Genomic DNA, 24,528 nt, shown 5'->3' with positions numbered 1-24,528 from the left:
TCAGGCGTCCTTCGATAGTTCGTCCATCATCTTCGAGAGTTCGTCGGCTTCGTCCGTCTTCTCCTTCTCGTCCAGGCTGTATGCCTGACGCTCCAGAACCTGCAGGTTCTTCATTGCAGAGGAAAGCTGGAACAGTGTTTTGGAATTGCTGGGCAGAGAGACGGCGGCGAGCATTGAGGCGCGGCGCATACCATTGTTGTCTTCGGAGGTCTCGGCCTCGATGTCCTCTTCGATCTCTTCGCGGCGCCGGATGGTCGACAGCAGATCATCCATCAACAGGTTCGCAAGGTTTGTGGCCTTGCGAATGTCTCGCCTGTGGCTGCGAACCACCCGGGCTCCTTCCTCGGCGGCCTCTTCGATGATCTCAGCATCAAGTTCGCAGTTCGCGCCTTGGTCGTTGCGAACCTCTCCGCGAACCAGCTTGCTGCGAACCTCTTTACGCACCTGGTCAGAAAGGTCTCTCGCCCATCCTTGAACCTTGGCTTTCTTCCGGATTGCCGTGTCGCTCACGCCTTGGCGCTCAGCGATAGTCCTGATGGAAAGCGAACCAGCCCGGTAGGCGCGCTCGATCGCCTCCCAGTCGGGTTGCTTGGTTGTCATATCGTCTCTCTGATGCTTGAAATAGTGGCGCGTTGCCGGTATTGATGAGGATCAACCAAAGGAGAGCCACTGTGACTCAAACTTTTATCGATCTGAACACTTACAACAATCGTGTCAAAAGCGCTGAAGATAGACGAGCTATGGCGGTAGCAGCTGCCCTATCAGTCATCCACGCAAAGGCCTCTAACACCCCTGCCGACTGTAATATTTTGACGGACGAAATGAACAATCTCAGCGACTACGCCGATCAGATTCAGGAAGCGCTGAAAGTTAAGTGATGCACCAGTGCCGTATTAACCTGCGGCACGCCTAACCTTCCCCTCCATCCAGCAGCACATCAATCAGCTTCTGCTCGCCCAGGCGCATCGCACCGAGGCATTGCAGGTCGTCGCACTTAGGGCCGAGGCCGAACACCGTCACCTCTCCCTTGGCGCCGATTAGGGTCGAGGCGCCTGCAGTGCACTCTGGATGCTCACCTGCATCCAGGTCATCGGCGATCTTGCGCAGGTCTTGGCGGCGTCGCGCCAGTCCTCCCACTTGAACTCCAGCAATTTAACGGTCATTCAGGCCACCATGAATTTGTTGATCTACAAGCTGCGCGCCAGCATGATCTAACGTTCCGATCCGTAAAACGTGACCAGACTGCCTGGCACTACACCAGTCAAAGGATACTGACCTAATGAAGTCAATGCTCACCGCTGCAGCGCTAATATCTGCGACGACTCTTATGGCAGCCTGTCAGAGTGGGCCATACGCCCCGCCGGAGCCAAAAACTGAAGTACCGACTGCAAAAATGAGCGTTGGCAACTTCATTTCACCGAAAGCGTGTACGAGTGGCACAAATACTCTGAATGGCAAATTGATTGGAGCCAGCCTATGTATCCGATCGCAGAAATATGAAGTCTTCGGCGGTCCAGATATCACCCTGAGTTTCAATCGTGAGCTCGTTACGGTGCTTACCCCTGAGGAAGCGGTCAAAGGGTTCAGAGCTACAAAATACGGCGTCACTGCGTCATTCAAGTGCGAAGAAATCACGAAAAAAGACACCGATGATGGGCGTTCTTATCATTGCTCCTACGATGCAAGCAATCTTCCTTTGATTAGGGCTGATATCACATTTCCGTAGCCAAGCATGACACCCAACCTCGCGCCACGATTTGGCGCATTCGAAAACGTGGCGCGGATCAGCCGGATATAATCCGCCGACTTTGATTTTTTTCGAGACGTCGATCCCATGCACGGACGCTTGTATCTCTCCGCCTTACTTCTCGCTGGCACAGCAGTTGCTGCGGAGCCATCCCGCTACAGCTACGACGAAGCCCCAACTGACGGCTACATGTATGCCGTTAGGTATCAGCAGGCCAAACTGGCTTGTGAATCGCTGCCTGATGACCTTGAAGCTGACTATGCGAAAGCGATGCGCCTTACCAAAGAAGCCAGCCCCGAATTTGAGCAAACTTACGCCAAAGGCTCGACGGCTAATATTCGGTGGCGCAAACCAGCAACTCCCGAAGATCAGCAGCAGGAGTGCGAGCAAAGCCAACATGCACTGCGTGTGACGGTGAACCTTGCCAGACAGTGGTTTCCAGGGGGCTGGTAGGCCCTGCCATTACTTGCTCCGGCGCTCGATGCCGCCCGGCGCCTTATCACAGTGCAGACAGTGCTCGCAGTTCAGCGTCCGGCAAAGCCAGACCTTCACCCGCTGCCAGTACGTGACCATGAAGATGTGACGTGCACCGGCTAGGGCCAGGGCGACATGCAGCGTCAGGCCAGCAGTCGTCGGTCCAAAGAAGATGTTCTGGCTGCGCACCGACACAACGAAACCGGTGATGGCGATCGTGGTGTAGATCAGCTTGCCAAGAATGCCGTCCCTCACCTTACCGCTCAGTACGCACCAGGTGGCCCACAGCGCGATGAGGCCGCAGGCGATGGAGTTGATCAGTTCAAGATTCATGGTGGATTGCCTCCCCCGAACCGCTGGCGGATAAGCGCCCAGAGGTCAGCGGCTTTGATGGCTCGGTTGATTGCTGCCAGGAGCGAGCCGCCGAACGTGCCCAGCAAGAAACCGATGCCGGCGACGATCTTGGGCTCGGTGACATTCAGGTAGGCGCTGACCATGCTCGTCAGGTACAGAGAGCAGGCCACCCCAGTGACCAAGAACACCATCCAAGCGCGCCAGTCGGACAAGTCGTCCTTATGCCACCAGCTCGCAACGACAGCCCCAATGAGACCCGCAATCAACAATTCGAACCTGTCGATCTTGTCGAGCAGGCGCTGTAGATACTCCATGCGCTCGACTCCGTGGGGCATGTTTGGGAATTGAATCGGCTCACACAGCACTCCTAGCTCGGAGCAATGGGTGTGGTGGAGCCGAAAACGAAAAGGCCCCGATCATGTCGAGGCCCTGAATAGGTGCGCGGTCTTTCCCGCAGTCATCCAAAGACCATTCCAGCGTCCACGCCCAAATGCATCGATCTCGCTAATCTGGTCTCGCGCCACCTCGGAAGCACAGTGAGATCAGGATGCACGGGCTGCCGGTTTTTCCCCCAGCGCCGCACTACTGGCTCATCAGCGTCCAGGCCTAACAGAAGGAAGCCTCGGGAACGACGGAGCTTGATCCTTCCCCCACAAAAAAACCCGACATGATAGTCGGGCTTCAAAGGACTCGTTTCATTCAGCAGCTAAAAAGCCGCATGGTTATTGATGCATAGATAACAAGAATTAAATGCCACCTGGAGAATCCAGGATCTGCCTGACTTTACGAGCGAGGTCGTGAGGCAGATACGGCTTCGATATCACTTCAAATTCCGATCCACCTGCATCCGTGCGCTCGATGGAGTTTTCTGCATAACCGGTAGTAAGCAATACCTTGGTCTTCGGCATGCGTCTCCTGACCTCTCTCGCCAGCATTACCCCATTCATACCACCAGGCATGATTAAATCTGTGAAAAGAAGATCGTACTTTTCGCCGGCTTCGTATCGCTTTAACGCCTCACGCGCATTCAGCGATATTTCAGTAGTGTACCCGTAATCCTCAAGCACCATCTTAACTAGCTCAGCAACGTCTGGACGATCTTCTACGATCAGGACCTTTTCAGTACCATCCTCATAGTCAGACTTCTGCCTATTCTCCTCGGGCGTAACGGAAGCCGTATCAACAGGGAAGTACAAGCGAAGGGTTGTGCCAATACCTTCTTCTGAATAGATCCGAGCTACCCCACCGGACTGCTTGGCAAAACCATAAACCATAGACAATCCCAATCCAGATCCTTTGCCCTCATCTTTGGTGGTAAAAAATGGATCCATCACCCTATCGCGAATCGTTGAAGGCATACCAATGCCGTTGTCCGTTACCGATATGCTTACATAAGAGCCTGGGAAAAGTCCTTCGTAGGATGTGGCCAAGTCTCGAATACTGACGTTTCTTGTTTCAACGAATACTTTCGGATTATTACGACCTATCAATGCATCGCGCGCATTGATAAAGATATTCAGGAGCGCCATTTCCGCTTGAGTAGGATCGATTCGGCAATTTTGTAACGAATCGTCTAGATCAAGTTCAATCCTGACGCCACTACCAAATGTCCGCTCAATCAGCGGCTCGACGAGTCCAACCAGGGTGTTTAAATTCAAAACCCGACCTTGCAGCTTTTGCTTTCGCGAAAAAGCCAATAGCTGCTTCGTCAGTGTACTGGCCTTCTCGACTGCAGATTTTGCGTGGAAAGCGCTCTTTTTGATCCGCTCTAGGTTTGCTTCAGGCTTTTCGACAGCACTACCAATTAGATCGACATAGCCGCCTATGACCTGGAGGAGATTGTTGAAGTCATGCGCGATCCCGCCGGTGAGCTGGCCAAGCGCTTCCATTTTCTGAGCTTGTCTCAGCCCTTCCTCTGCATCGCGTCGTCGGCTCACGTCCAACTGCGAGGCAAAGAAATAAATCAAATCGCCCTTTTCGTTATAAATAGGAGATATGAACAACGCGTTCCAAAAGCTGCTGCCATCTTTTCTGTAATTCAGAATCTCAGTGGAGAACTCTTGCTTCGCTTTTATGGCGTTCCTGATCGAGGTTACGACGTCCCTATCGGTATCCACCCCTTGGAGAAAACGACAATTTTTGCCAAAAATCTCGTCGTGCTCGTAACCCGTCATCTCCAAAAAAGCTTGATTGGCGAAAATTATCGGGTTGTTTGGCGAATTGGGGTCCGTGACGATCATCGGCATGCGAGTCGTTTCAACAGCAGCGAAAAAAATATCTTTAGGGTGGTCAGATATATCGGCAGAGACATTATCGTCTACCCGAAGGTCTTTATGCGGCACACATGCCTCCAGCCAAAATAGAAGTCGTATGAGTTACTGATTCTACTCAAATTTCTTTCGGCTGGAAAAAAACCCGGCGAGTGGCCGGGTTCAGAGTTTCGTGTGCGTTTCGCGTTACTTGTGCACTATGGGAAAAGTACTCTCAAAACCCCGTCATGTCAACATCATTATGCCGCCTCTTGATCTTTTTCCGCGTGAATCACCTGCCACACTGGCTGTTGTGCCTGAATATCCACTTCCTTGATCACTTCTTTCAGGGATTCCCACAGGTCAAGCCAGTCGCGCGTCCAGTTCTTTGGGTCAATGGTAACGCCGAAGAAGGTGTTCATCTCGGCAGCGACCCGCGCCGGCCCCCACTCGGCAGATCCGGCCACCTCCCCCTTGTACGATTGCAGGGCCAGGGTAACCAGGTACTGCGCCTTCACGCGCTTGGCGGATGTCAGGTCTGGCAGCGCAGCCTTTGCGGTGATCAGCAGCACCGCATTCAGCAGGTGCCGCATGTTCATCGCTGGGTGATAGAGATAGTGCCCGAACTGCTGCACCTGGAACGGCAGAGTGTCTATGGCGCGCAAAACCTTACCTATGGTCGCCAGGTGAGCGGCGCGGGCGGTGGAGCGACCAACCGGTGTCCCGCGCGTCTCGCTGATGCTGATCTTCTGCCGCACAACCTGGATGCGCTCTTCCTTGTCATCTCCAAGCGCAGCAAAGACTGCCTCGGCGCGGCGCATGCGCTGGCCTTTCTTGATCGGTGCGGATTGCGCTTTGTCGATTGCCACAGCGCTGATCGACGCGTTCGATTCATGTTGTGCTTCGGTCCACACCTGTCTTGCATTGATCAGCTTCATGCGGCTTCCCCTTTTTTCAGTTCTCTGGTCATTGCTCGATACTTGGCCTTGATGGCCTTGATCTCTTCCACGGTGTACTTGCAGGGCGCATGCTGCCCTTCCAGCCAGGCCACCTTCTCGGCGCCGATGCGAACCACCAGGCGAATGCGGTACTCCACGGCGTTGCCGGACAGGTTGCGGTTGCACTTCACGCACTGCCGGTGGATGTTCAGCGGCTCGAAGCGCAGCTCCGGGCAGGCGCCGACGGAACGGTAATGTCCGGCGTCCCAGCGGCTGCCGGTCATGAGGTCGTTGTCGTTGGGCGCCGAGTCGCAACTGATGCACGGCAAGTACGCGTCGCGAAGGCGCACGTACGCATTCACTGCGGCCTGGGCCTCACGCAGGTGATCCGCCCTACTCTTCAGCTTCTCCTTACGGACTTTGATCTCGCGGCGGTTAACCTGGGCCAGCGACTTGCGCGCCTTCGCCTGATTCACGTCCTTGATGGCCAAGCCGCATTTCGGGCTGCATACGGCTTGGCCCAGGCGCTGCGGCGGGAAGCTGATGCCGCATGCGGGGTTCTTGCACTTCTTCGGTTTGGGTTGCTTGGCGATCATGCAGCCTCCTTGCTGAGCAGATCATTGAAAACCACACCCTGGCCTGTGAAATAGGAGGCGATGCGATCGGTGTAAGCGACGCCCTGGGCGCGGTTGAACAGGCTGGTCACCGGGAAGCCATCAGGGCCAAACAAATGGCACTCGCCCATCATGGCCAGCTTCGTTTCGTATGGCAGATGACGCATGACCCGGTACCACTCGGCCTGGAACCCAGCGTCCTCGTTCAGCAGGATCTGCACGCCGAAGTGCAGCTTGCAGTAACGGCGGGCGTCGGCCGCATCGCCGATCTGGCTCATCTCGGCGATGCGCTTGTACATGCCGAACCACAGCCGGTTCTGGTCGAGCGTACGGTCCTTGCCTGGGCGCAGGGAGACCACTACAAACTTCTTGTCCCGGTACATGGTGGTCAGGCATGTGATGGCCTCAGTGAGCTTGGCCTGGCAGTTGACGCTGATCTTGTCGGTCATTGCGCCGCCCTCTTCTCTTCCAACTCTCGGGCCTGCTTGATAAGGAACGCCCGGCGATCTGCCAGCTCATTGGCCGCTTCAATGCGCATCTCGTCTTTTTTCTCGGCGCTGGCGGTGCGCATCTTCAGCATCGATGACTTCACCAACTCAAGCTTCTGGCGAAGCGCCGGCGCTGGCCGAGTAACGGTGCCAGTAAGCAAACCCGCAATCGCGCGGCCATCTTCCGTGACGGGCTCGATACTCAGGTCCGCCAGGTGCTTCTGGGCGTGCTCGCGAGGAATGCGCTTCAGCTCCATGGCCTTGGTGACAGCCTGGATTCGGCGGTTGGCGTCAAAGCCGACCGAAACGTGCCAGTTGACGGCCTTCGCATCCTCGCGGGCCTGGCTCACGAAACGCTGGTAGGCGTCGATGAACGCCATGCGCGCGCCAATTTTGTCGCCGCCATCCAGGATGGGTTTCGCGGCAGCCAGTGCCAGTTGGATCTCGTCGGTCAGCACCACGGTTTCATATTCGTCATTGGTGGTCATTGCAATTGCCCAGGCCTCGTCCTTCCCAGGGCGGCCGTCGGAGGTCTGGACACGCTGCAGGATGTCGGCCATAGCCAGCTTGCCCTTCACTTCGAAGCGGCAGGACTTCAATGCGGCTTTGACAACGGGTACCTGGTAGGCGCAGAGGTCTTCGGCCATCATCGCGGCAGTGCCTGGGTTCATTTCCTGACCCATGGCCTCGGCGGTTGCGCAGATGGCGGCGGCCAGCCCCGCAACTTGCTGATCGTTCATTTCAGAGGTATTCATTGCGTTCACCTGATTGGCGTTTGGCCAAAACCATATGGGCGGCCTGCTCCGCTGCGGAGTGGTTTGCCTCAGTCCGTTCCATCTGGCGGGCTGTCGTGCCGTTGATGCGCTGCCCGGTCACCCACTGGGTGTGGTAGCTCTCGGCGTTGGCCAGCAGTTCGTTGAGGCTGTGGCACTTGCGCAAGACGGCGGCATCGCTGGTTTTCAGGAAGTGCGCCGCGACGTGGTGGGCAACATCGGCGCCGAGGCGGTCGACGAGCAATGCCATCTGCTTGCCAGACTTGGCGTTCCAAACCGGCCAGGCGTTGTAGCGTTTGCGGTAGGCCATGGCGTAGTTGGCCCAGACTTTGAAAGTCTTGCAGGTCTGATCCTTCGGCCCTGGCATGTCGGCGGGGATCTCAACTCGTGGTTGCTGCGGAACAAATGGCACGACCTGCCCCGTCACGACCTTGGCGGTAGCCTGGGGCGTAATTGGTTCAATGATCGGTTCTATGACTGGTTCAAGAGAGTTACTGATTCTGGGTGCAGCTGCTGCACTACCCCCTGGTGCAGGAGATTCACTAGGGGGTGAACCTGCTGCACCACCCTGGTGAATCTGCTGCACTACCCCTGGTGCAGGAGGTGCACCACCATCGAGAGTGAGAAAGTACACGTTCGACGAATTCCCCTTCGGCCCACCCTTTCGAATTTCTTTACGCAACAGTCCTGCGTCACACAAAGCAGTGATGTGGTTCATGACAGAACGCTTGCTGATTTCACATTGATCGGCGATGTGCTGATAGGAAGGCCAGCACTCGCCAACGTCGCTGGCGTTATCGGCCAGCTTGATCAGCACCAACTTCCGCAATGGGTTACCGACGCGAAGTTTCATCGCGGCCACCATGAGAGTCATGCTCATGCCGCACCTCCCGCTAAGGTGCGAAAATCAATCGTCTGCACGCCTTTCCAGCTATTGCAGGACATGCAAAGGGTTTGAAGATTGCCCAAAGAGGCCTCTCCGCCCTGGCTTTCAGGAACCACATGATCAGCCCTCAAACGCATCAGCACCGAGCAGCCGCAGCGCAGACAAGCCTGACCGTCACGGGCGAATACTTGAGCACGAAGGCCAAACGGGATTGGTTTCTTATTCGTCCTGCGTCGGGGTGGAAGGACCGGCGGTTGGTGAGCTGTGACGTGGCCCATACGGTCCGGGTTCCACTCACAGCCTTTTTCGGTGAGTCGTAATGCTTCAAAGCGAAGCTCAATCAAACCCGCCTCTTCCAGGGCCTTCAGCATGCGATAAGCAGTGTCCGGCTTGTCAGTGAGCAGCGGCAGCTCCTCGATGATCTTGGCCTTGCTCAGCGCGAAGAAGATCCCGTCATCGGTCTTGATTGGCTTGGTCCAGCTCGGGCAGCCGTAGACGAAGGCGAACAGCAGGGCCTGCTGAGAATTCAGTCCCCACTCCAGCGCCTTCACCTGGTTAATCGTGACGGTGTATTGCATGTCAGGCCGCCAGGTAAACTGTATGCGAGCTATTGCGCGCCACGTTTTCAGATTGCGAAAAACGTGGCGCGAGATTGTTGGGGCTATTGATCGATTGGTTGGCTTGGTGCATGATTCGCTCCAGTTGTTTACCGCTGTAGAAAAAGCCACCCTCGTCCGGTGGCTTTTTTGTGTCTTAAATTCAGGCTGCTTTCACCGACTGCTTGAACACTTCCAGGCTGACGATCACTTCCTCGGCCTCCTTGAGCAGTTCGGATTTCTCGCGAGTGCAAACCCGGCCATCGGTCTGGGCGTCGAACGCAAGGCGTGTCACGTCGGCCAGATCGGCGTGCAAGCGCAGTAATGCGGAGTTGAGGTTGATACCCTCGGGCTTGTCCTTCGGCACCAGGTCGAAGCCGAAAGCCTCGGCCCAAGCCTTCAGCGGGCGGAAGTCCTGGGTGAACTTCATAATCCGGTGCAGCTCCTGGACGTTCAGCTTGTGGCTGTCGTAGTCCGGGTTCGCTTTTTGAGAAAGCAGCGTCTTCGAAGAGAAGCTGGCGCCGTCCGCAATCCGCCCTGCCCCGTGGTCGTCAACCACGTCATAGATCGCCTTCATCAAGTCCTGCATGTAACACCTCGAAATTCTTTACGTGGCGCCCTGCAGGTGCAGAGGCGATCATTTGCTCAATGGAACGGTGGACAGGGAGGTCAGGCGGCTGACTTGGATGAAACTCCCGCAGGCGGAAATGCCTCATCAAGAACGCACCTGGCACCCAAGGCGTTCAATGCAGACACGATCAGTCGCGCCTCGCTGAGTCCCGGACAGCGAAGGCCGGACTCGTAATTAGCAAGGCGTGATTGATTCCACCCAAGCGACCGCCGAAGGGCAGCCTGGGTAATCCCGGCTTTCTCTCGAATGTTTCGGACGTGGTTCATGGAAATCGCTCCTATAGCTCTTGGCTCAAGGATAAACACGCATCGTGTTAATGGCAAACACAATAAGTGAAAGCCGGGTATTTCAATACGTGATTGAATCCCGCGCATGACCGAATTAGCTGAGCGCATTAAACGCGCACGTAAAAATGCTGGAAAATCACAGGCTCAACTGGCTGAGGCTTGCGGCTGGTCGCAATCCCGAGTGGGAAACTACGAGGCCGGGACGCGAGAGCCGTCTTTTGCAGATATAGAACTGATGGCTAAGGCGCTACGCGTCGAGAAGTCCGAGCTTCTGTTAGATACGAAAAATGAGCCGCCAGGCGCACCAGATCATTCAGCTGATCAGGCTGCTCGCCCTTCCACTGCTGAAATCGTGAGTCTGATGCTGGCAAAGCACGGCAAAAATCTTACTGATGACGCACGCAGGATGATCGCGGACGCCGTCAACGAGACCGCGCGGGAGCTTGGCTCGAGCAACGTCATAACCGTCGACTTCTCCCGCCCAGGCCAGGTTGGTGACGAAGTATGGATTGCCCACTACGACGTGCGCGCAGCGATGGGCGGCGGACAGATCCCGCACGAATACCCTGAAATGCTCCAGGACATCAGGGTCAGCCCCAAGCATCTGCGCGACCTAGGCCTCACCTTCAAAGAACACTTCCATCTGAAGATGATCACTGGGTGGGGCCAGTCGATGTCGCCAACGATCAAAGACCGCGACCCGCTGCTCGTCGACATAACGATCCGGGAGTTCACGGGCGACGGGATCTACCTCTTCTCCCACGACGACATGCTTTACGTGAAGCGGTTGCAGAAGAAAGGCAAGGACCGCTTCAAGATGATCTCGGACAACAAGCACCATGACGCCGAGGATATCCGAGTGGATGACACCCACATCCTGGCCCGGGTGCTTTATGTATGGAACGGACAACCGGTGTGACCCTATGTCACTGACTAAGCCAAACCAAGATCTTAAGCGCGACCTACAAGGCGTCGCATCCGACCTCAAGTGGTCAGCCGTAGAGCTGATGAGAATTGCGGAGCGGCTGAGCCTTGCAGGCAATGAGGCAGACGCCCAGGGCGCGCTGAGGATGTGCACCATTTTCCATGCTGGCGAGGACAAGCTGGTGGGATATGCGGATCAGGTGAAGGCGGGAAGGATTTTGCGGGGGAACTAAGGCTAGGCGGCGCGGCGAAAGCTTCAAAAAATTACTTATTTCGGACTTTAACCCCGCCTCCATCATGTTCAAAAGGCGCCATTCACCACCGAATAGTGCTTGCACACCCTGCAATGCAAGCACTATGCTTGCTTAAATAACTAAGCAGGCGGTTTTTGATCATGTCGACTGGAAAAGCTGAAGGCGGGAAAGCGCGGGCAAAATCTCTGACCCCCGAACAACGAAGCGACATCGCAAGAAAGGGCGCGCTAGCTCGATCAGAACTAGCAAAGCTCCCAAAGGCAACCCATGGATCTTCTGATCATCCGCTGAAATTAGGTTCGCTAGAGATACCTTGCTACGTTCTGGATGATGGCAGACGAGTGCTATCTCTTGGCGGCATGGTAAAGGCACTGGGGATGTCTATAGGCAGTGCTGGTAAAGGCGATGGCGACCGTCTTTACAATTTCGCGACAGGCAAGGCAATCTCACCCTTTATCTCCTCAGAGCTATTGGACAGAATGAAGTCGCCGGTGCGCTTCCAGGCTCCTACTGGTGGGGCTGCTGCATCGGGATATGAAGCGACAATTCTCCCGGATCTGTGCGATGCGATTCTCGAGGCGAGAAAAAGCGGGATGCTTCTTCACCAGCAAGCTCACATTGCCCATCAGTGCGAAGTGCTAGTCCGCGGACTGGCCAGGATTGGCATCATCGCACTTGTTGACGAAGCTACGGGATATCAGAAGGACAGAGCAAAAGACGCGCTCGCGAAAATTCTTGAGGCATACGTAGCTAAAGAGCTACAGCCTTGGGTTCGAACTTTTGATGCTGAATATTATGAACAGATGTTCAGATTAAGAGGTCTGCCTTACCCGCCAGAAAATCCTAACTTTAGACCTCAGTACTTCGGGAAGCTTACTAATGACGTCGTATATCGACGGCTGGCTCCTGGGGTGCTTACTGCGCTAAAGCAGGAGAGCGCTAAGGCCTTAAAGAAGGGAAAGCTGCATCAGCATTTGACTGCCGGGATAGGCAGGCAGGGACTGATGAAACACCTCGGTACTGTTGATGCTGCTATGAGGCTTTCGGATGACTGGCCTGATTTCATGGTGAAGCTAAATAAACTTGCACCACGTTACGACGAAACTCTTCCTCTTGATCTGGAAGATGTCGACCTCTAAAGCGTTTGTGGCGCATCTAATCCAGCCGCCCGGCCCAGCTCCGGGCTTCTTGTATCTGTCCTACCCCGGTCCACCCATACATTGCGCAGTACTGCAAAGCAATGCTCCGGCATGCTTCACAAGCATTCTCCACTCATCACTCGTGATCATGTCGGATCGCTCCATGGCGTCAGCTCGCCTCAGCAATTCGAAATACTTCACCTCTGCGTCCATTCGACCTCCAGCCAGTACAGAAAGCTCACGCCAGGCTGTCAGATTCAGTCTCCGTTGCGCCTCTTTCATGGGAGCCTCTATCACAATAATGGGGTGACTTCAGCATAGTCTCGCTGACGAGCATCAAGGCTGGCTTTAGACCAAGGGTGGCTGTACGCCACGAATGGTAAAGTGCGGGTTCAATACTGGAGGGATCCAATGGAACGAAAATTCAGGAATCCGGCAAACGGTCACACTGAAAGTGTTGGCGGGATGTCGTGGCTCGCGGTTATTTTTTTCGGGGCTTTCTACCTTGCCTATAAAGAGCTGTGGGGCCACTTTTTTATCTGGCTGTTGTTGGTTGGAGGCGTCACGGTTCTGACTGGCGGCCCTGGGCTGCTCGTCGTTTCCCCCGTGGTCAGTCTCGGATATGCGATTTGCATCAACGGAATTCTGACGAACTCATATCTTCGTAAGGGCTGGGTTGAAGCGTCAGGGGATTCCGCTGGCGCGCAGACTAGCGACCTCCGCAACTGCCCGTTCTGCGCCGAGACCATCAAAAAGTCTGCCGTAAAGTGCAAGCATTGCGGGAGAGACATTGAGCCAGCGCGTGCCCCAAGACTGAAAACCGGATGGGTTGCAGCAACCGCCTGCCGTGACGAAGAAGAACAGCGACGAACAATCGAAGCCATCGCCAGCACCGGGCTCCCGGTTGTTCCTATGATTGGCTTAGCCGTGGGTGCCGGCCCATTTGAAACAAAGGAAGAAGCCAACCAAGCCCTCATCACGATGCGCGACGGCCCCAAGGTTTCCAGCGAGATCGTATACAGGGATTCGGTGAGTGGCAAATATCCGCACTTTACTGATCAGGCTCTAAAGTCCGCTTTTCAAGGCTGGACGGTTCGCATAAAAGCCCATCCGGGGGACTTAAGCCGGGTTGAAGGCGTGCTTGGAGACCTGGCAGTATCCGTTCTGGCGGTAGATGGGAACACAGTCATCACCGGTCCCTTCGAAAGCGAACAATCCGCTAAAACTGTTGCGGTTGAGCTTTACGACAATTATGAGATTCATTGCCAAATGTATTGGGTGCCCCGCCAGACCTAACCGAAAACAGTACCCATCAAGCCCGCCACTGAGCGGGCTTTTTCTTGCCCATCAGAACGGCGCCGCCTCTTCTTCCCGCTCAAACTCCGGCTCCCCCTTCCCCGCCGTCTCCACTTCCTGCTTCTCCCAACGCACCTTCACGCTGCCGTCGTCATTGAGAGTCAACTCAAGCTCGTCCGTATCGGCGATCACACTCAGCACCTCTTCCCACTCACGATCCCCATCCGTGTCCAGGCGATGGATCGTCACCCAGCGCTGCGCCTGCGCCACCGGGTGGTTGATCATCGATGAGACGCGCAGCCCCAGTCGGTCCATGCCGCTCATTTCTTGCCGTGCTGCCGGTGCCGCCTGCTTCTTCGCCATGAAATCCCCTCCCGGCAATTACTGTATATCCGTACAGGATAGGCAGAATCATATCTCACGCCTCCCGAAAACGTAACCGAGAACTGGCGTGTTAATTCGCAAAATAAATCACATTACGTGTTGACGAAATAAACACGATGCGTGATAGTTCACCCATCGCAGCGACACACAGCCCCTGCGAAGGGACTCCCAGCCCGCTGCTCTTTAGTCGCACAGCTTCACCCTTGCCGGATCACCACCGGCCCAGATTCAAAGGCAGCGATGAACCGGCCTAAACGGTTCAGAGGGTTGGCAACTGACCCGGGCGTGCAGCGTAAAGCGCCAAAAACAGTTATCCAGCGGGAGAACAAGCCGAAAGGCCCGCGGCTGGAAGAACAATTGATTCAAGCCGGTGACCGACGCCAGTAGCGGGTCACGGCGGAAGTTTTCACTGATGCACCCAACTGCAGTTCGGTCGGGTGCATTGGGAAAACAACCGAAGGCACAGCAGTATGCAAATCAATCAGCAGAAAACGGTGCAGGTCGACGTGACTGAACTGCACCTCTACATCAAAGTCCGCGACGGGTTTGCCGCTGGCCTGAAAGACGCCCAGGGCGAGGAAGTCGGCAGCTATGAAGGCTACGTGCCGGACTTCTTCCCCGGTCAGCATTACGGCGACTACCTGATCCTGAATATCGACCTGGAGACAGGCCAGATCACGAATTGGAAGAAGCCGGCCGCAGCCGAAATAGCAGAGATGATCGAAGCTGCCGAATAAGATTAAAAACCCAGCGACACGGCATCATGTCTACGAGTTGTCACACTCCCCGCGACTCCGCTCAGAACTGCACTGAATGAAGTTAGCGCCGAAAGATTTCCCATCCATAGGAAGAAATCCTGCAACAGCTTATCTCAGCTCCTATGTAGAAAGGACTGCCAATCCCCTACTTGAGCAACGAAAACAGATGCAGCTTTAGGATGAGAGTGCGGATCAGCAACGCCACTCACCCACTCTTGAAGCCTAATGGTGCTGAGCTCACTTTCACCGAAATAGGTTCCCGATGGCATGTCGTATACACCTCCACCATCAGCGCGAATTTTCCTATATAGGCCCCGCGCTTCCAACTGATCGTGCAGTTCGGTGTAGTCATCTCCATTCGCGTTAAACAGTTCAACACGCACCAAATACAACGCCATAACGATATTCCTTATCTCGATCGTGGAAGTGGAAGCTTATGAGTTTCCCTCGAATTTGGAAAGTGAGGAAACAGGGAGCCTGCCCCTTCCAAAACAGGCATTCCCCTTCCGCGCCTTTACCCGTCAGCACTCCTCCCCCGCGCCCATCGGCAACCAGCGGGAGGCATGAGTGTTGACGAATACAGGTGAACAACCCGCCACCTTGGAGGCGACCATGAACGCAGCATTGAATATTTGCCAGAAGCGTTACGACGCTCAGTTGCCTCCAGAGGTCAGCGAGAGCGACGAGGTGACGGACTGGCTCGAGCATTCGGCGGAGCGCCTGGTGTGCGGCGTCGACATCAAGTGGAAGCGCCGCTACGGCCAGCTGCAGGTGGTGACGTTCGACCGGTTCTGCACTGTCCTGCAAGGCCATCTGAACCAGCGCCAGTTCGACGGCCTGGACCAGCGCGATTCGTTTGCCCGCCTGCTGCTATCGGCAATGCTCGGCAGCCAGAGCGATGCCAGGGCTCACGCAGCCGACCTGCTGGGTCAGCAACGGCCTATTGAGTCGGTCGAGAAGATTGCCGTGGCGCTGTTGAGGCCCTACGCCGAAGACGCTGTGGCAGCGGAACGGGAAGAGCGCGAAGACGATGTGGATGCCGATCTATGAGCCCGCACATCCTGATCGATGAAGCGCTGGAGGCACTGGAGCATCCCAGCAGCGAACCCGGCGCCCAAGCCGTCGTGGTGCGGATGATCACCAACATGCTCACCGGCGATGCAATCACCGTCGACGAATTCAACCACTACTGCCAGCGCCTGCTGAAAATCACCAGGCACCGCAAGGAGGCTGCATGAGCACTGCACCGGTTAAATCACTGATCGACGAGCAGCTCGATGAAGTTGAGCGCCGCATCGCCATTTTGGGCTTCGGCCTTCCCTTCAACGAGCTGATAGGTCGCAAGCGTGAGGACCTGGTGCGGGATCTGCCGCAGCGCCTAGCGCCAACCATGAAAGGTGGTCGGATTGCGGTGAGGATTCGACCTTGAATTCCCGCCAGCGGACCAGGCGCATGCTCATCTGGCGCGGCGCCTTCCCTGTCATCGCCCTCTTTACGTTCCTGATGCTGCTCAGCGCCCTCGCTGATCGAATCACTCAATAAACAACACCTCACAGCGCCCCGCAAGGATGGCGCGGGAGTATCGCCATGCTCGCAGCAATTGCAGATCGCATCCGTTCCAAGTCCTACGAACTTCCCCTGTCCCGCGATTACGTCCGCCACTGGGGCCTGAAAGAGGCCATCCGGGAGCTGGTACAGAACGCCCTGGATAGTGAGTCGCCTTTCGAATACGCCTTCGCTGACGGCCAGCTGTTCATCACCAGCCGCTTTGCAAGGCTGGAGGCCAGCACCCTGGTGCTGGGCAGCACGTCCAAGTCTGACCGCACTGATGCCATCGGCAGCTTCGGCGAGGGGTACAAAATCGCCCTGCTGGTGCTGACCCGGAACGGTTACGACGTGAAGGTTTGGAACGGCAACAAGCAGTGGGTGCCTGAGTTCCGGCACAGCGACCAGTTCGACGCCGAAGTGTTGTGCATCAATGAGACACCGGCGCACCGGCAGAATCAGGGTGTTGAATTCGTCGTCTCCGGCCTCACCGATGACCACGAGGCGGAAATCCGCAGCATGTGTCTGCGCATGCAGCCACCAATGAGCGACGTGATCGGCACCAAATACGGCCACATCCTGCCCTCCAGGCCCGGAAAGCTCTATGTCGGCACGCTATTTGTTTGCGACACAGACCTGACCTACGGCTACGACATCCTCCCTGAACACCTGCAGCTTGAGCGTGATCGCCAGACGGTCAGCGGTTGGGACTTGAAACAGGTATCTAAAAACGCCTGGATCGACACCGGGCGCCTGGATGAAGTGGCGGAGAAGATCGAGGCGGGCATCCCGGACGTTGAATACGTCGAGTACGGCAGTACCGAGCTTGTACGGGAGGCCTGCTACAGGTTGTTCCAGCAGAAGCACCCAGGCGCCATTGCTGTTCAATCCCAGGAAGAGCTGAACAGCCTGGTCAAACAGGGCATGACCAATACCGTGGTCGTGCGCGGCGCTTATTACTCGCAAGTCGCCAACTCGACCTCATACAAGCAGCAGATCTCCCACGTCGTCGCCATCCAGACGCCCAAAGCGGCCTTGGAAGAATGGTATCGCGACAACAAAAAATACATGAGCAGGCTGCCGGCAACTTCCTTCAAAGAGCTGGTAAAGCGCGCTGATTGCTGGAGGAACAAGTGATGTCCGAACAAAACATGCATATCTGGAACAAGGTCGATAAGACCGACACCAGGTTCACCAAGAAAGCCAAGGTCAACGGCCAGGACATAACCAGCTTGAGCGGTACCGCGATGGCCATGAAGGCCACCGAGTTGTTTGGTCCGGTCGGCATCGGTTGGGGCTGGAGGATTGTCGAAGAGCGCTTCGATGAGGGTCATGAAATCTTCATCGGAGAAGGCGACAAGCGCGCATGCATAGGTCGCGAGATTGGTCACACAGTCAAAATTGCCCTCTGGTTCATGCAGGACGGCCAGCGCGGCGAGATCGAGCAATACGGCTGCACTCGGTACCAGTACAAAACTACCTACGGCATGACAACTGACGGCGAAGCGCCAAAAAAATCGCTTACCGACGCCATCAAGAAATCGCTTTCGATGCTCGGGTTCAGCGCCGACGTGTTCCTCGGGCTGTTCGATGACGAAGCGTACGTTACTCAACTCAAAGAAGAGGAAGCGATCGCAAACGCCGACGACAAGGACGCTGAAATCCTTCGGCAGAAGCAGGAGCGCGTGGACTGGCTCGCCTCAGCGGTTGAAACCATCGGCAAGGCCGTCAGTACGTACGAACTGAAAACTTTGAATGTGAAATACATCCGCGAAGCCACTCGCCGCAATGAGCCCGCGTTCATTGCCCGCATCACTCGCGCATTCGAAGAGCGCAAAGCAAGCCTTGAGAAAGGCACGGAGGCAGCAGCATGACCCAGCTCTACGCACTCACCGGAAAACTCGCCGAACTTCAGGCCATGGCCGACACCGATGATGAAGGCCTGAAAGAGGCTTTGCAGCACGCCATGGACGAGGTGCAAGGCGATTTCAACATCAAGGCTGACAACATCGTCATGTTGCGCCGCAATATCGAAAGCGACGTGACAGCCATCGAAAACGAAATCGAGCGCTTGGCCGAGCTCAAGCGAATCAAGTCCAACAGCGTGTCGCAGATCAGCGACTACCTGCGCCGCAACATGGAAGCAGCAAACATCAAGTCGATCAAGCGTCCGCTCTTCACCATCACTCTAGCGATGGGTAGTGAACGCGTGATTGTCGACAATGAAGACGCGGTGCCGGACGAGTTAACCACTGTGAAGTCGAGTATTTCCCCGGACAAAAAGGCCATTGCCGCCAAGCTCAAGGAGATCCGCGAACATAACGAGACGGTCCGTAAGCGCATGGCCGCCGGCGAAGATGCCGAACACGAGCTGCTCGAAGAGCCGAAATGGGCGCACCTGGAACGCGGCGACAGTTCAATCAGAATTAAGTGAGGCAGCCATGATCAGCAATCATCTCACCCTGGTCGAGCAGCAACGCCAGCACGCCGATTCTATATCGGAGCGCACCGCGCAGTTCCTGGCCGCCGGCGGGACGATCTACCAAGGCAATAGCCCGTCGATCAACCCGCCACCGCCTAAGCGCTCCACCAAGATCGATCCAGAAACCATCCTCAAGCGCCGCAAGCCGCCAATTACAAGGGTCGAGCGTAGCGCGCTGCGCAAACTCGCGGAGGCATTATGAGCAAGCGCAAGCCACATAACCTGCAGGTCCGCCTCGCCCGGTCGTGCCGCTCGCTGCTGGCATCCAATCACGTCGCGGTGGTCAACATAGACCCCAGCGGCCGCCAGGGCATGATCAACTACAAATCGCTCAAGCGCATCGCACCGGGGAAGATTGGCCAGGCTGTTTGCGGTATTCCCCACCGGTGGACGATATACCTCAGCGCGCTTTGCATCGACGCCCGCGGCGACCGCTACAGCAAATCCGTGGAGGTGGCGCCCGATGGCAACTACCTCTCGGACCACCTAGAAGACGTGATCGAGCATTGCTACAAGAAGCTGCGCGACGAGGCCAATCAAAGCCAGATGGTGGCTTCAGGTTGGATCGCTATCCCCGACACCCTGTCGCTGGACGAGGAACACGCCGCGCGCATCTTCGACGCCGTCGACGCCTGGCACCAAGTGAAGGTCGACTCATGCGCCGCATAACCCGCACCCAGCAACGCAAACGACAAACCTGGCTCGCACTGTTGGCCAGCGGAATAGAAGAGGAAGGCTATGGCCAAGTCAGTGCAGGAGCGATCGGCAAAAACTGCCAGGAAGCGCGTGACACTTGCCGAAGAGGAATTGAGGCTCCGGGTTCGCACCGGCACCCGTCAGGCCCTCACCGACCTGATGGAGTGGTCAGGCATTACTGAGCAGGGCGAGGCGATGACGCTGATGATTCATCGCTTGCACGAACTGGGCTCAAAGTCCAAAGCGATACTTGAACCGCCGCGCCACGAATTCGAGATAACCGAAAACGTGGCGCGGGAATTCCGAAATAAAAGCCTACTCGCCATCCAGAAAGATCCGGGCGACGAGATCATCGAGCCAAGTTAATTACTCTTCTTCATCGAAGACATTTACCGAAAGCTCAACAGAGAGATCGTCTTCGCCAACGCCGGCTGCGGCCAAAACCTCCGGTGGAGTAGCCTCGTTGAAAACAGCGATGTAGTTATATATGAGCCCGTCGTCGCTTTCGTTGGTATCGATAGTCACATAGTTATCGACATCTTCTTCAGAGATTCCCAGAGCCTTTGCGACGGCAGAGTTACCTGCTTCACCTTCGTGTCCGTGTCCCATATCCAGCTCCTATATCCAGCCCAATGCCGGTCACCCGTAATACCCCAACCCAACCCAAATTGCCACCACCGGCCACGGAGGACGGCGCCTACCTGAGGTAAAAGCAATGCCCATTCGCCACATTGTCATCCACAAGATCGACAAGAAGCCCGACGGCAGCCCGGCCGTTCTGTTCCTGGGCACATCTGAGCAGGTCGAAAGCCAAGCCCGCGACGATTTGATGAGCCAGCTCAACGAAAGCTACAACGCCACAGCCGGCAAGGGCTGGGGGTTCTTCCACCAGGATTCAGGCGCTCACCCATTCAGCGGCTGGCTCGGCAAGTACCTGGCCGGCGTTACCGACTTCCTGGACTTCACCACCACCTCCGTCGAGCACCTGACCAGGCTGATGGAAGAGTCGAACCTCACCACCGGTGGGCACGCCCTCTTCTGCCACTACCAGCAAGGCATGACCGATTACCTGATGGTCGCCCTGGTGCAGGAAACCGAAGCGGTAACCATGACCGAGGAGCTGGCCCTGATGACAGTTAAGCGCCTGGATCTGGACCACATCCGCCTGGCCGCGCGCATAAACATCAGCGAATGGCAGAACAACAAGCAGTCGAAGCAGTACATCTCGTACCTAAAGGGTAAGCAGGGCCGCAAACTCAACGACTATTTCCGCGATTTCATCGGCTGCCAGGAAGGGATCGACGCACCGGGCGAAACCCGCACGCTGCTCAAGGCGTTCAGCGACTTCGTTGAAAGCGAGGACATGGTCGAAGATGCGGCCCGCGAGAAAACGCACACCCTGGTCAGCTACTCCATGGCTCAGGCTAAGCTGGGCGAACCGATCACCCTGAACGAGGTGTCGGGCCTGATCGACGAAGACCGCCCGAAGAACTTCTACGACTTCATCAAGGCGAAGGACTACGGACTTTCCGAGACTCTGCCACCGGACAAGAAGACGCTCAACAAATTCCGGCGCTTCACCGGGCGCGCTGAGGGTATGTCGATCAGCTTCGAGGCGCACCTGCTCGGCGACAAGATCAAGTTTGACGAAGAAGGAGGCACGCTTACGCTCCGGGGCCTGCCTACTCAACTCACCGAGCAGCTCAAGCGCGCATCAGCCTGATATCGATCGCCGCGGCGCTTACCTGGAAGAACTTTCGAAGCTACCTGGCAGAAACGGGGATCCACCGCGGCCCTTCTTTTTCTTTCGAGTTTTCCCTTTCTTGGCACCTAGAGCTTTTTTCATCGCAGCCTTCGCAGCTTCGTCTGAAGTCAGCTCTATGCCATCGGCAGCAGCTTGTGACTTTGCTGAATCGAGAACATTGATAAATCGTTGGGTTCGTTTATCGAATGCCATTTTCACTCCTGATCCGGCTCCATGCCGGTCACCCGTAATACCCCATAACACTAGACAGCGCCAGCCGCCAGCGCCCCGTAAACCACTTGATGGTTGTTATTGGACTGAGAATTGGCAGGACGATAGCAACTCAAAACAGGCCTATTCCTGCCCATAGCTTCTTACGGGGAGTAAACCACTTGCGGAAGGCTTCAAACCTGTTGATAGCCATTGCCGCCTTTTTTGTAGACCAAAACAGCGCTATTGAAATCTTCCTATACCATAAATTTAATTCGTCGCGATAAACACTTTAATTAATCACTAACCTCTTGAAACTCCGCCCAAGCCCTTTGAGCCATGCTACTGTGCAATTCGATCAAACCATAGGTATTAGACATCCAGCCAGCTGGCTTTCGACCTAAGCCCGTACCTATTGCCTCAGACAGCTCAGCCAGCAACAACGAAACATATGTCATAGAACTTAGAATCTTACTATAGGCCATCACAAGTTCGTAAGAACCCAAATCGTGAGCAGGCACCCCCTTTAGCATATGTAAACTTACTTTGAAACGCTCGCCAAAATAATTATTTATAAATATATCGTAAGCCTCTAGCGAAGGCTTTTTACTCGACACATTTCCAATTTTTGTAAGAGCATCTACTGCCCCTTCCACTACAGCATAGAATGACTTAGTTCTTTCAACCCTTTCCTTATGGCTCATCTCTATCTGATTCGCAATTTGCTTTCGCCCTATAGATAGAGCCCCCCAAATTGCCGCTACTGAGCCCACTGCTTGCACCCAGCTGGCAACCTCAGAACTAGTTGGCTTGAATAAGGCAATCATGAAGATAAATGACCCGATCAAGACCACATTTTGAACAGACATCCAAGGCTTCAGCAGTTCCTTCCCGCAATCATTCAACATCCCCTGACTCCAACCTTGATATGTATCCGGCAAATATACCCGGTGAGGATCCCCTATGTCCGCACAACAGAAGAAACACCCCTTCGATTTCAAAACCCAATACGGACTCGGCTTCAACCCTCAGGACAATGAGATCGTTGTCGACTGGTTCTGTGGTGGTGGCGGGGCCGGTACCGGGCTGGAAATGGGCTTGGGCCGTACGGTGGACGTGGCGAAAAACCATAGCCCGCAAGCGATCAGCATGCACACCGTCAATCATCCAGGCGCCAAGCACTTCACGACCGACGTTTTCGAAGGTGACCCGGACACCGAATGCGGCGGCCGCGCGGTCGGCTGGTTCCATATGTCCCCGGACTGCACGCATCACAGCCAGGCCGCCGGCGGGCAGCCGCGCAAACGTGAGATTCGAAACTTGTCGTGGGTCGGCCTCAAGTGGGCAGGCATGAAACGGCCCCGGGTGATCAGCCTGGAGAACGTGAAGCAAATTTTGCAGTGGGGCAGATTGATCGCCAAGCGCGATAAGGCCACTGGCCGGGTAGTGAAACTCGGCGGGGAGATTGCAGCACCTGGTGAGGTTGTGCCGGTGGGCCAGCAATTCCTGATTCCTGACCCGAAGCAGCGCGGCCGCACCTGGCGCCGCTTCGTGGCCCTGTTGGAAGGCATGGGCTATGTCGTTGAGTGGAAGGTCATCAGGGCGTGCGACTTCGGCGCGCCAACCAGCCGGGAGCGACTATTTATGATCGCCCGGTGCGATGGGCGTCCGGTGGTTTGGCCTGAGCCAACCCACGCAAAGAACCCGGTCAAAGGCCAGCAGAAGTGGAAAACGGCCGCTGACTGCATCGACCTCAGCGACCTGGGCAAAAGCATTTTCGGCCGCAAGAAGGACTTGGCCGACGCTACCCTGCGCCGCGTTGCTAAAGGCATGAAGAAATTCGTCATCGATAACCCGGCGCCGTTCATCGTGCCGATAGCGAACTGGTCAGGGCAAACAGTGCAGTCGGCAGATGAGCCGCTGCGCACCATCACCTCCTACCCGAAGGGCGGTGCCTTCTCGGTGGTCAGCCCAATTATCGCGCCGGCCACGCACCAGGGCAGCGACCGAATCAACGACCCGCTCGATCCGTTGCCGACGGTGACCTGCGCAAACCGCGGCGAGCTGACGCTGATCAGCCCGTTGATGATTGGGGCCGGCGGCCCCGAGTATTCCGGTAAGCCGGTGAGCGTCGACCAGCCGACCGGTACGGTCACGACCCAGAACCACCGCGCGATCGCAGCGGCACACCTGGTGAAGTTCCGCTTCAATGACGCGGGCAAGGCGCTGGATGAACCACTGCCGACAATCACCAGCGGCGGCAACTATCAGCGCCCGGCCGGGGCCGCGCACGCCATGGGCATATCCACGGTGTTCATGGCCCAGATGAATGGCGGCTTCAACGCCACCGACGCCAAGAGCATCGAAGACCCGATGACCACGGTGACCAACACCGGCAGCCAGCAACAGTTGGTGGCGGCGAACCTGGTGCACTTGCGCGGCAACTGCGATGCCCGGGACGTGAATGACCCACTGCACACCGTCAGCGCCGGCGGCCAGCACCACGGGTTGGTCAGCGCATTCATGGAGCGGGCATTCGGCGCGAGCGTGGGCCAGGGCCTGGATGATCCGGCGCCGACGATCACGGCGGGCGGCGGTGGCAAGAGCTCGCTGGTTTCACTTACGCTCTCGCCTGAGCATGAGGCCGGCGCCCTTCGTGTAGCGGCATTCCTGATCAGCTACTACGGTACCGAGAACATCAGCGCTTGCGACTCGCCTGCGCCGACGATCACCACCAAGGACCGCCTGGCCATGGTCACCGTGATGGTGAAGGGCACACCCTACGTGATCGTCGACATCTGCCTACGGATGCTGAAGCCGTCCGAGCTGTACAAAGCCCAAGGCTTCCCGGCCGATTACATCATCAGCCACGGCGCCGACGGCAAGCCGTTCACTAAGACCCAGCAGGTGCACATGTGCGGCAACAGCGTCAGCCCGCCGCCGATGGCAGCGCTGGCAAGAGCCAACGATCCATGGCGCACCGAGCAACGCGAAGTTCGCGCCGCATGACAACGTAGCTACAGCCGCTTTGTCACCGGTCGAGACAGAACCGCTGTCTC

Annotated in this window: 36 protein-coding genes and 2 pseudogenes; 19 read left to right on the top strand and 19 right to left on the bottom strand. The window is 56.3% G+C overall.

From position 1 onward, the window contains the following. Positions 1-600, bottom strand: coding sequence for a hypothetical protein (locus tag CIB54_RS17400; protein ID WP_101220436.1), 600 nt, complete (start codon positions 598-600; stop codon positions 1-3). A gap of 71 nt (positions 601-671) precedes the next feature. Here CIB54_RS17400 and CIB54_RS17395 point away from each other — a divergent pair, with 71 nt between their 5' ends. Beyond that, the gene (locus CIB54_RS17395) at positions 672-878 is read left to right on the top strand and encodes a hypothetical protein (RefSeq protein WP_101220435.1); all 207 of its coding nucleotides are present in this window, start codon (positions 672-674) and stop codon (positions 876-878) included. 31 nt (positions 879-909) lie between these two features. On the opposite strand, the pseudogene CIB54_RS17390 reads toward CIB54_RS17395, so the two are convergent. Continuing rightward, a pseudogene (locus CIB54_RS17390) lies at positions 910-1,163 on the bottom strand (hypothetical protein). A gap of 116 nt (positions 1,164-1,279) precedes the next feature. On the opposite strand from CIB54_RS17390, the gene CIB54_RS27350 reads away from it, so the two are divergent. Next, positions 1,280-1,726 (top strand): LptM family lipoprotein, encoded by a 447-nt coding sequence (locus CIB54_RS27350; protein ID WP_137200893.1) that lies wholly within the window; start codon positions 1,280-1,282, stop codon positions 1,724-1,726. Positions 1,727-1,834: 108 nt separating this feature from the next. Further along, positions 1,835-2,200: a hypothetical protein gene (locus CIB54_RS17385; protein WP_101220434.1), complete on the top strand. Its 366-nt coding sequence runs from the start codon at positions 1,835-1,837 to the stop codon at positions 2,198-2,200. A 9-nt stretch (positions 2,201-2,209) separates the two neighbouring features. Here the strand turns inward: CIB54_RS17385 and CIB54_RS17380 are convergent, their stop codons facing one another. The 12 genes and pseudogenes from CIB54_RS17380 to CIB54_RS17325 all read right to left on the bottom strand — a co-directional run bounded on the left by CIB54_RS17380 (position 2,210) and on the right by CIB54_RS17325 (position 10,016). Next, entirely contained in the window at positions 2,210-2,554 is a 345-nt protein-coding gene (locus CIB54_RS17380) for a hypothetical protein (protein ID WP_101220433.1), read from the bottom strand. Next, the gene (locus CIB54_RS17375; protein WP_003175039.1) at positions 2,551-2,889 is read right to left on the bottom strand and encodes a hypothetical protein; all 339 of its coding nucleotides are present in this window, start codon (positions 2,887-2,889) and stop codon (positions 2,551-2,553) included. The genes CIB54_RS17380 and CIB54_RS17375 overlap by 4 nt, the downstream gene beginning before the upstream one ends. 432 nt (positions 2,890-3,321) lie before the next feature. After that, positions 3,322-4,917, bottom strand: a complete 1,596-nt coding sequence (locus CIB54_RS17370) for a histidine kinase famiy protein (protein ID WP_101220432.1) — start codon at positions 4,915-4,917, stop codon at positions 3,322-3,324. 167 nt (positions 4,918-5,084) lie between these two features. Continuing rightward, positions 5,085-5,762: a hypothetical protein gene (locus CIB54_RS17365; RefSeq protein ID WP_101220431.1), complete on the bottom strand. Its 678-nt coding sequence runs from the start codon at positions 5,760-5,762 to the stop codon at positions 5,085-5,087. Beyond that, positions 5,759-6,358: a recombination protein NinG gene (locus CIB54_RS17360; protein WP_101220430.1), complete on the bottom strand. Its 600-nt coding sequence runs from the start codon at positions 6,356-6,358 to the stop codon at positions 5,759-5,761. Before CIB54_RS17360 ends, CIB54_RS17365 begins: the two co-directional genes overlap by 4 nt. Beyond that, positions 6,355-6,825: a hypothetical protein gene (locus tag CIB54_RS17355; protein WP_101220429.1), complete on the bottom strand. Its 471-nt coding sequence runs from the start codon at positions 6,823-6,825 to the stop codon at positions 6,355-6,357. Before CIB54_RS17355 ends, CIB54_RS17360 begins: the two co-directional genes overlap by 4 nt. Then, positions 6,822-7,604 (bottom strand): hypothetical protein, encoded by a 783-nt coding sequence (locus CIB54_RS17350; RefSeq protein WP_232790568.1) that lies wholly within the window; start codon positions 7,602-7,604, stop codon positions 6,822-6,824. Before CIB54_RS17350 ends, CIB54_RS17355 begins: the two co-directional genes overlap by 4 nt. Position 7,605: 1 nt before the next feature. Next, positions 7,606-8,517, bottom strand: coding sequence for a helix-turn-helix domain-containing protein (locus CIB54_RS17345; protein ID WP_101220427.1), 912 nt, complete (start codon positions 8,515-8,517; stop codon positions 7,606-7,608). After that, the gene (locus CIB54_RS27845) at positions 8,514-8,801 is read right to left on the bottom strand and encodes an HNH endonuclease (protein ID WP_269801688.1); all 288 of its coding nucleotides are present in this window, start codon (positions 8,799-8,801) and stop codon (positions 8,514-8,516) included. The genes CIB54_RS17345 and CIB54_RS27845 overlap by 4 nt, the downstream gene beginning before the upstream one ends. Positions 8,802-8,803: 2 nt before the next feature. Then, a pseudogene (locus CIB54_RS27675) lies at positions 8,804-9,101 on the bottom strand (phage replication protein); the annotation flags it as partial. A gap of 181 nt (positions 9,102-9,282) precedes the next feature. After that, positions 9,283-9,708 carry a phage regulatory CII family protein gene (locus CIB54_RS17330; RefSeq protein WP_101220426.1) on the bottom strand — a complete coding sequence of 142 codons (426 nt, stop codon included), beginning with the start codon at positions 9,706-9,708 and terminating at the stop codon, positions 9,283-9,285. 80 nt (positions 9,709-9,788) lie between these two features. Beyond that, positions 9,789-10,016 carry a helix-turn-helix transcriptional regulator gene (locus CIB54_RS17325; protein WP_101220425.1) on the bottom strand — a complete coding sequence of 76 codons (228 nt, stop codon included), beginning with the start codon at positions 10,014-10,016 and terminating at the stop codon, positions 9,789-9,791. A gap of 106 nt (positions 10,017-10,122) precedes the next feature. Between CIB54_RS17325 and CIB54_RS17320 the strand changes: the two genes are divergently transcribed. From CIB54_RS17320 to CIB54_RS17305, 4 genes are all read left to right on the top strand, one after another. Then, positions 10,123-10,956, top strand: a complete 834-nt coding sequence (locus CIB54_RS17320) for an XRE family transcriptional regulator (RefSeq protein ID WP_101220424.1) — start codon at positions 10,123-10,125, stop codon at positions 10,954-10,956. Positions 10,957-10,960: 4 nt separating this feature from the next. Then, positions 10,961-11,194 (top strand): hypothetical protein, encoded by a 234-nt coding sequence (locus CIB54_RS17315; protein ID WP_101220423.1) that lies wholly within the window; start codon positions 10,961-10,963, stop codon positions 11,192-11,194. A gap of 161 nt (positions 11,195-11,355) precedes the next feature. Then, positions 11,356-12,354: a P63C domain-containing protein gene (locus CIB54_RS17310; protein WP_101220422.1), complete on the top strand. Its 999-nt coding sequence runs from the start codon at positions 11,356-11,358 to the stop codon at positions 12,352-12,354. 411 nt (positions 12,355-12,765) lie between these two features. Then, on the top strand, positions 12,766-13,650 hold the full coding sequence (locus tag CIB54_RS17305) for a zinc ribbon domain-containing protein (protein WP_232790567.1): 885 nt from the start codon (positions 12,766-12,768) through the stop codon (positions 13,648-13,650). 51 nt (positions 13,651-13,701) lie between these two features. On the opposite strand, the gene CIB54_RS17300 is transcribed toward CIB54_RS17305, so the two are convergent. Then, entirely contained in the window at positions 13,702-14,013 is a 312-nt protein-coding gene (locus CIB54_RS17300; RefSeq protein ID WP_101220421.1) for a DUF1654 domain-containing protein, read from the bottom strand. 491 nt (positions 14,014-14,504) lie between these two features. Between CIB54_RS17300 and CIB54_RS17295 the strand changes: the two genes are divergently transcribed. Then, positions 14,505-14,771, top strand: a complete 267-nt coding sequence (locus CIB54_RS17295) for a hypothetical protein (protein ID WP_101220420.1) — start codon at positions 14,505-14,507, stop codon at positions 14,769-14,771. Positions 14,772-14,905: 134 nt separating this feature from the next. Here CIB54_RS17295 and CIB54_RS17290 read toward each other — a convergent pair whose 3' ends face one another. After that, positions 14,906-15,190, bottom strand: coding sequence for a hypothetical protein (locus CIB54_RS17290; protein WP_101220419.1), 285 nt, complete (start codon positions 15,188-15,190; stop codon positions 14,906-14,908). Positions 15,191-15,404: 214 nt separating this feature from the next. Here CIB54_RS17290 and CIB54_RS17285 point away from each other — a divergent pair, with 214 nt between their 5' ends. From CIB54_RS17285 to CIB54_RS17245, 9 genes are all read left to right on the top strand, one after another. Then, positions 15,405-15,842 (top strand): hypothetical protein, encoded by a 438-nt coding sequence (locus CIB54_RS17285; protein WP_101220418.1) that lies wholly within the window; start codon positions 15,405-15,407, stop codon positions 15,840-15,842. Next, on the top strand, positions 15,839-16,030 hold the full coding sequence (locus CIB54_RS17280) for a hypothetical protein (RefSeq protein WP_101220417.1): 192 nt from the start codon (positions 15,839-15,841) through the stop codon (positions 16,028-16,030). Before CIB54_RS17285 ends, CIB54_RS17280 begins: the two co-directional genes overlap by 4 nt. Then, complete coding sequence (locus CIB54_RS17275; RefSeq protein ID WP_101220416.1) at positions 16,027-16,221, top strand: hypothetical protein; 195 nt, start codon at positions 16,027-16,029, stop codon at positions 16,219-16,221. The genes CIB54_RS17280 and CIB54_RS17275 overlap by 4 nt, the downstream gene beginning before the upstream one ends. Before the next feature lie 158 nt (positions 16,222-16,379). Continuing rightward, entirely contained in the window at positions 16,380-17,474 is a 1,095-nt protein-coding gene (locus tag CIB54_RS17270; protein ID WP_101220415.1) for a hypothetical protein, read from the top strand. After that, positions 17,474-18,211, top strand: coding sequence for a hypothetical protein (locus CIB54_RS17265; protein WP_101220414.1), 738 nt, complete (start codon positions 17,474-17,476; stop codon positions 18,209-18,211). The genes CIB54_RS17270 and CIB54_RS17265 overlap by 1 nt, the downstream gene beginning before the upstream one ends. Next, entirely contained in the window at positions 18,208-18,771 is a 564-nt protein-coding gene (locus CIB54_RS17260; protein ID WP_101220413.1) for a siphovirus Gp157 family protein, read from the top strand. The genes CIB54_RS17265 and CIB54_RS17260 overlap by 4 nt, the downstream gene beginning before the upstream one ends. A 7-nt stretch (positions 18,772-18,778) precedes the next feature. Continuing rightward, on the top strand, positions 18,779-19,021 hold the full coding sequence (locus CIB54_RS17255) for a hypothetical protein (protein WP_101220412.1): 243 nt from the start codon (positions 18,779-18,781) through the stop codon (positions 19,019-19,021). Then, entirely contained in the window at positions 19,018-19,488 is a 471-nt protein-coding gene (locus CIB54_RS17250; protein ID WP_101220411.1) for a hypothetical protein, read from the top strand. Before CIB54_RS17255 ends, CIB54_RS17250 begins: the two co-directional genes overlap by 4 nt. A gap of 69 nt (positions 19,489-19,557) precedes the next feature. Further along, positions 19,558-19,881, top strand: coding sequence for a hypothetical protein (locus CIB54_RS17245; RefSeq protein ID WP_101220410.1), 324 nt, complete (start codon positions 19,558-19,560; stop codon positions 19,879-19,881). Here CIB54_RS17245 and CIB54_RS17240 read toward each other — a convergent pair whose 3' ends face one another. Continuing rightward, on the bottom strand, positions 19,882-20,124 hold the full coding sequence (locus tag CIB54_RS17240) for a hypothetical protein (protein ID WP_101220409.1): 243 nt from the start codon (positions 20,122-20,124) through the stop codon (positions 19,882-19,884). 106 nt (positions 20,125-20,230) lie between these two features. Here CIB54_RS17240 and yejK point away from each other — a divergent pair, with 106 nt between their 5' ends. After that, on the top strand, positions 20,231-21,238 hold the full coding sequence (yejK, locus tag CIB54_RS17235) for a nucleoid-associated protein YejK (protein WP_101220408.1): 1,008 nt from the start codon (positions 20,231-20,233) through the stop codon (positions 21,236-21,238). Between the two features lie 18 nt (positions 21,239-21,256). On the opposite strand, the gene CIB54_RS17230 is transcribed toward yejK, so the two are convergent. Together CIB54_RS17230 and CIB54_RS17225 are read right to left on the bottom strand one after the other, a co-directional pair. Continuing rightward, the gene (locus CIB54_RS17230) at positions 21,257-21,472 is read right to left on the bottom strand and encodes a hypothetical protein (protein WP_101220407.1); all 216 of its coding nucleotides are present in this window, start codon (positions 21,470-21,472) and stop codon (positions 21,257-21,259) included. 293 nt (positions 21,473-21,765) lie between these two features. Next, entirely contained in the window at positions 21,766-22,377 is a 612-nt protein-coding gene (locus CIB54_RS17225) for a hypothetical protein (protein ID WP_101220406.1), read from the bottom strand. A gap of 55 nt (positions 22,378-22,432) precedes the next feature. Between CIB54_RS17225 and CIB54_RS17220 the strand changes: the two genes are divergently transcribed. Further along, positions 22,433-24,478 carry a DNA cytosine methyltransferase gene (locus CIB54_RS17220; protein ID WP_101220405.1) on the top strand — a complete coding sequence of 682 codons (2,046 nt, stop codon included), beginning with the start codon at positions 22,433-22,435 and terminating at the stop codon, positions 24,476-24,478. Positions 24,479-24,528 lie beyond the last annotated feature (50 nt).

It is taken from the genome of Pseudomonas fluorescens, from assembly GCF_002837185.1.
Classification (GTDB): Bacteria; Pseudomonadota; Gammaproteobacteria; order Pseudomonadales; family Pseudomonadaceae; genus Aquipseudomonas; species Aquipseudomonas fluorescens_AM.
Note: the sequence above shows the minus strand (reverse complement) of the source record. Positions and strands in the feature narration are given on the sequence as shown.

Excerpts from the sequence above, each read along its gene's own strand:
- CIB54_RS17295 (WP_101220420.1), top strand. The coding sequence starts at position 14,505 with ATGCAAATCAATCAGCAGAAAACGGTGCAGGTCGACGTGACTGAACTG.
- CIB54_RS17365 (WP_101220431.1), bottom strand. The coding sequence starts at position 5,762 with ATGAAGCTGATCAATGCAAGACAGGTGTGGACCGAAGCACAACATGAA.
- CIB54_RS17250 (WP_101220411.1), top strand. The coding sequence starts at position 19,018 with ATGAGCAAGCGCAAGCCACATAACCTGCAGGTCCGCCTCGCCCGGTCG.
- CIB54_RS17255 (WP_101220412.1), top strand. The coding sequence starts at position 18,779 with ATGATCAGCAATCATCTCACCCTGGTCGAGCAGCAACGCCAGCACGCC.
- CIB54_RS17330 (WP_101220426.1), bottom strand. The coding sequence starts at position 9,708 with ATGCAGGACTTGATGAAGGCGATCTATGACGTGGTTGACGACCACGGG.
- CIB54_RS17305 (WP_232790567.1), top strand. The coding sequence starts at position 12,766 with ATGGAACGAAAATTCAGGAATCCGGCAAACGGTCACACTGAAAGTGTT.
- CIB54_RS27350 (WP_137200893.1), top strand. The coding sequence starts at position 1,280 with ATGAAGTCAATGCTCACCGCTGCAGCGCTAATATCTGCGACGACTCTT.
- CIB54_RS17270 (WP_101220415.1), top strand. The coding sequence starts at position 16,380 with ATGCTCGCAGCAATTGCAGATCGCATCCGTTCCAAGTCCTACGAACTT.
- CIB54_RS17260 (WP_101220413.1), top strand. The coding sequence starts at position 18,208 with ATGACCCAGCTCTACGCACTCACCGGAAAACTCGCCGAACTTCAGGCC.
- CIB54_RS17380 (WP_101220433.1), bottom strand. The coding sequence starts at position 2,554 with ATGAATCTTGAACTGATCAACTCCATCGCCTGCGGCCTCATCGCGCTG.
- CIB54_RS17280 (WP_101220417.1), top strand. The coding sequence starts at position 15,839 with ATGAGCCCGCACATCCTGATCGATGAAGCGCTGGAGGCACTGGAGCAT.
- CIB54_RS17285 (WP_101220418.1), top strand. The coding sequence starts at position 15,405 with ATGAACGCAGCATTGAATATTTGCCAGAAGCGTTACGACGCTCAGTTG.
- CIB54_RS17320 (WP_101220424.1), top strand. The coding sequence starts at position 10,123 with ATGACCGAATTAGCTGAGCGCATTAAACGCGCACGTAAAAATGCTGGA.
- CIB54_RS17300 (WP_101220421.1), bottom strand. The coding sequence starts at position 14,013 with ATGGCGAAGAAGCAGGCGGCACCGGCAGCACGGCAAGAAATGAGCGGC.
- CIB54_RS17220 (WP_101220405.1), top strand. The coding sequence starts at position 22,433 with ATGTCCGCACAACAGAAGAAACACCCCTTCGATTTCAAAACCCAATAC.
- CIB54_RS17400 (WP_101220436.1), bottom strand. The coding sequence starts at position 600 with ATGACAACCAAGCAACCCGACTGGGAGGCGATCGAGCGCGCCTACCGG.
- CIB54_RS17290 (WP_101220419.1), bottom strand. The coding sequence starts at position 15,190 with ATGGCGTTGTATTTGGTGCGTGTTGAACTGTTTAACGCGAATGGAGAT.
- CIB54_RS17350 (WP_232790568.1), bottom strand. The coding sequence starts at position 7,604 with ATGAACGATCAGCAAGTTGCGGGGCTGGCCGCCGCCATCTGCGCAACC.
- CIB54_RS17275 (WP_101220416.1), top strand. The coding sequence starts at position 16,027 with ATGAGCACTGCACCGGTTAAATCACTGATCGACGAGCAGCTCGATGAA.
- CIB54_RS17345 (WP_101220427.1), bottom strand. The coding sequence starts at position 8,517 with ATGAGCATGACTCTCATGGTGGCCGCGATGAAACTTCGCGTCGGTAAC.
- CIB54_RS17240 (WP_101220409.1), bottom strand. The coding sequence starts at position 20,124 with ATGGGACACGGACACGAAGGTGAAGCAGGTAACTCTGCCGTCGCAAAG.
- CIB54_RS17230 (WP_101220407.1), bottom strand. The coding sequence starts at position 21,472 with ATGGCATTCGATAAACGAACCCAACGATTTATCAATGTTCTCGATTCA.
- CIB54_RS17245 (WP_101220410.1), top strand. The coding sequence starts at position 19,558 with ATGGCCAAGTCAGTGCAGGAGCGATCGGCAAAAACTGCCAGGAAGCGC.
- CIB54_RS17225 (WP_101220406.1), bottom strand. The coding sequence starts at position 22,377 with ATGTTGAATGATTGCGGGAAGGAACTGCTGAAGCCTTGGATGTCTGTT.
- CIB54_RS17360 (WP_101220430.1), bottom strand. The coding sequence starts at position 6,358 with ATGATCGCCAAGCAACCCAAACCGAAGAAGTGCAAGAACCCCGCATGC.
- CIB54_RS17265 (WP_101220414.1), top strand. The coding sequence starts at position 17,474 with ATGTCCGAACAAAACATGCATATCTGGAACAAGGTCGATAAGACCGAC.
- yejK (WP_101220408.1), top strand. The coding sequence starts at position 20,231 with ATGCCCATTCGCCACATTGTCATCCACAAGATCGACAAGAAGCCCGAC.
- CIB54_RS17355 (WP_101220429.1), bottom strand. The coding sequence starts at position 6,825 with ATGACCGACAAGATCAGCGTCAACTGCCAGGCCAAGCTCACTGAGGCC.
- CIB54_RS17385 (WP_101220434.1), top strand. The coding sequence starts at position 1,835 with ATGCACGGACGCTTGTATCTCTCCGCCTTACTTCTCGCTGGCACAGCA.
- CIB54_RS17310 (WP_101220422.1), top strand. The coding sequence starts at position 11,356 with ATGTCGACTGGAAAAGCTGAAGGCGGGAAAGCGCGGGCAAAATCTCTG.
- CIB54_RS27845 (WP_269801688.1), bottom strand. The coding sequence starts at position 8,801 with ATGGGCCACGTCACAGCTCACCAACCGCCGGTCCTTCCACCCCGACGC.
- CIB54_RS17315 (WP_101220423.1), top strand. The coding sequence starts at position 10,961 with ATGTCACTGACTAAGCCAAACCAAGATCTTAAGCGCGACCTACAAGGC.
- CIB54_RS17325 (WP_101220425.1), bottom strand. The coding sequence starts at position 10,016 with ATGAACCACGTCCGAAACATTCGAGAGAAAGCCGGGATTACCCAGGCT.
- CIB54_RS17375 (WP_003175039.1), bottom strand. The coding sequence starts at position 2,889 with ATGGAGTATCTACAGCGCCTGCTCGACAAGATCGACAGGTTCGAATTG.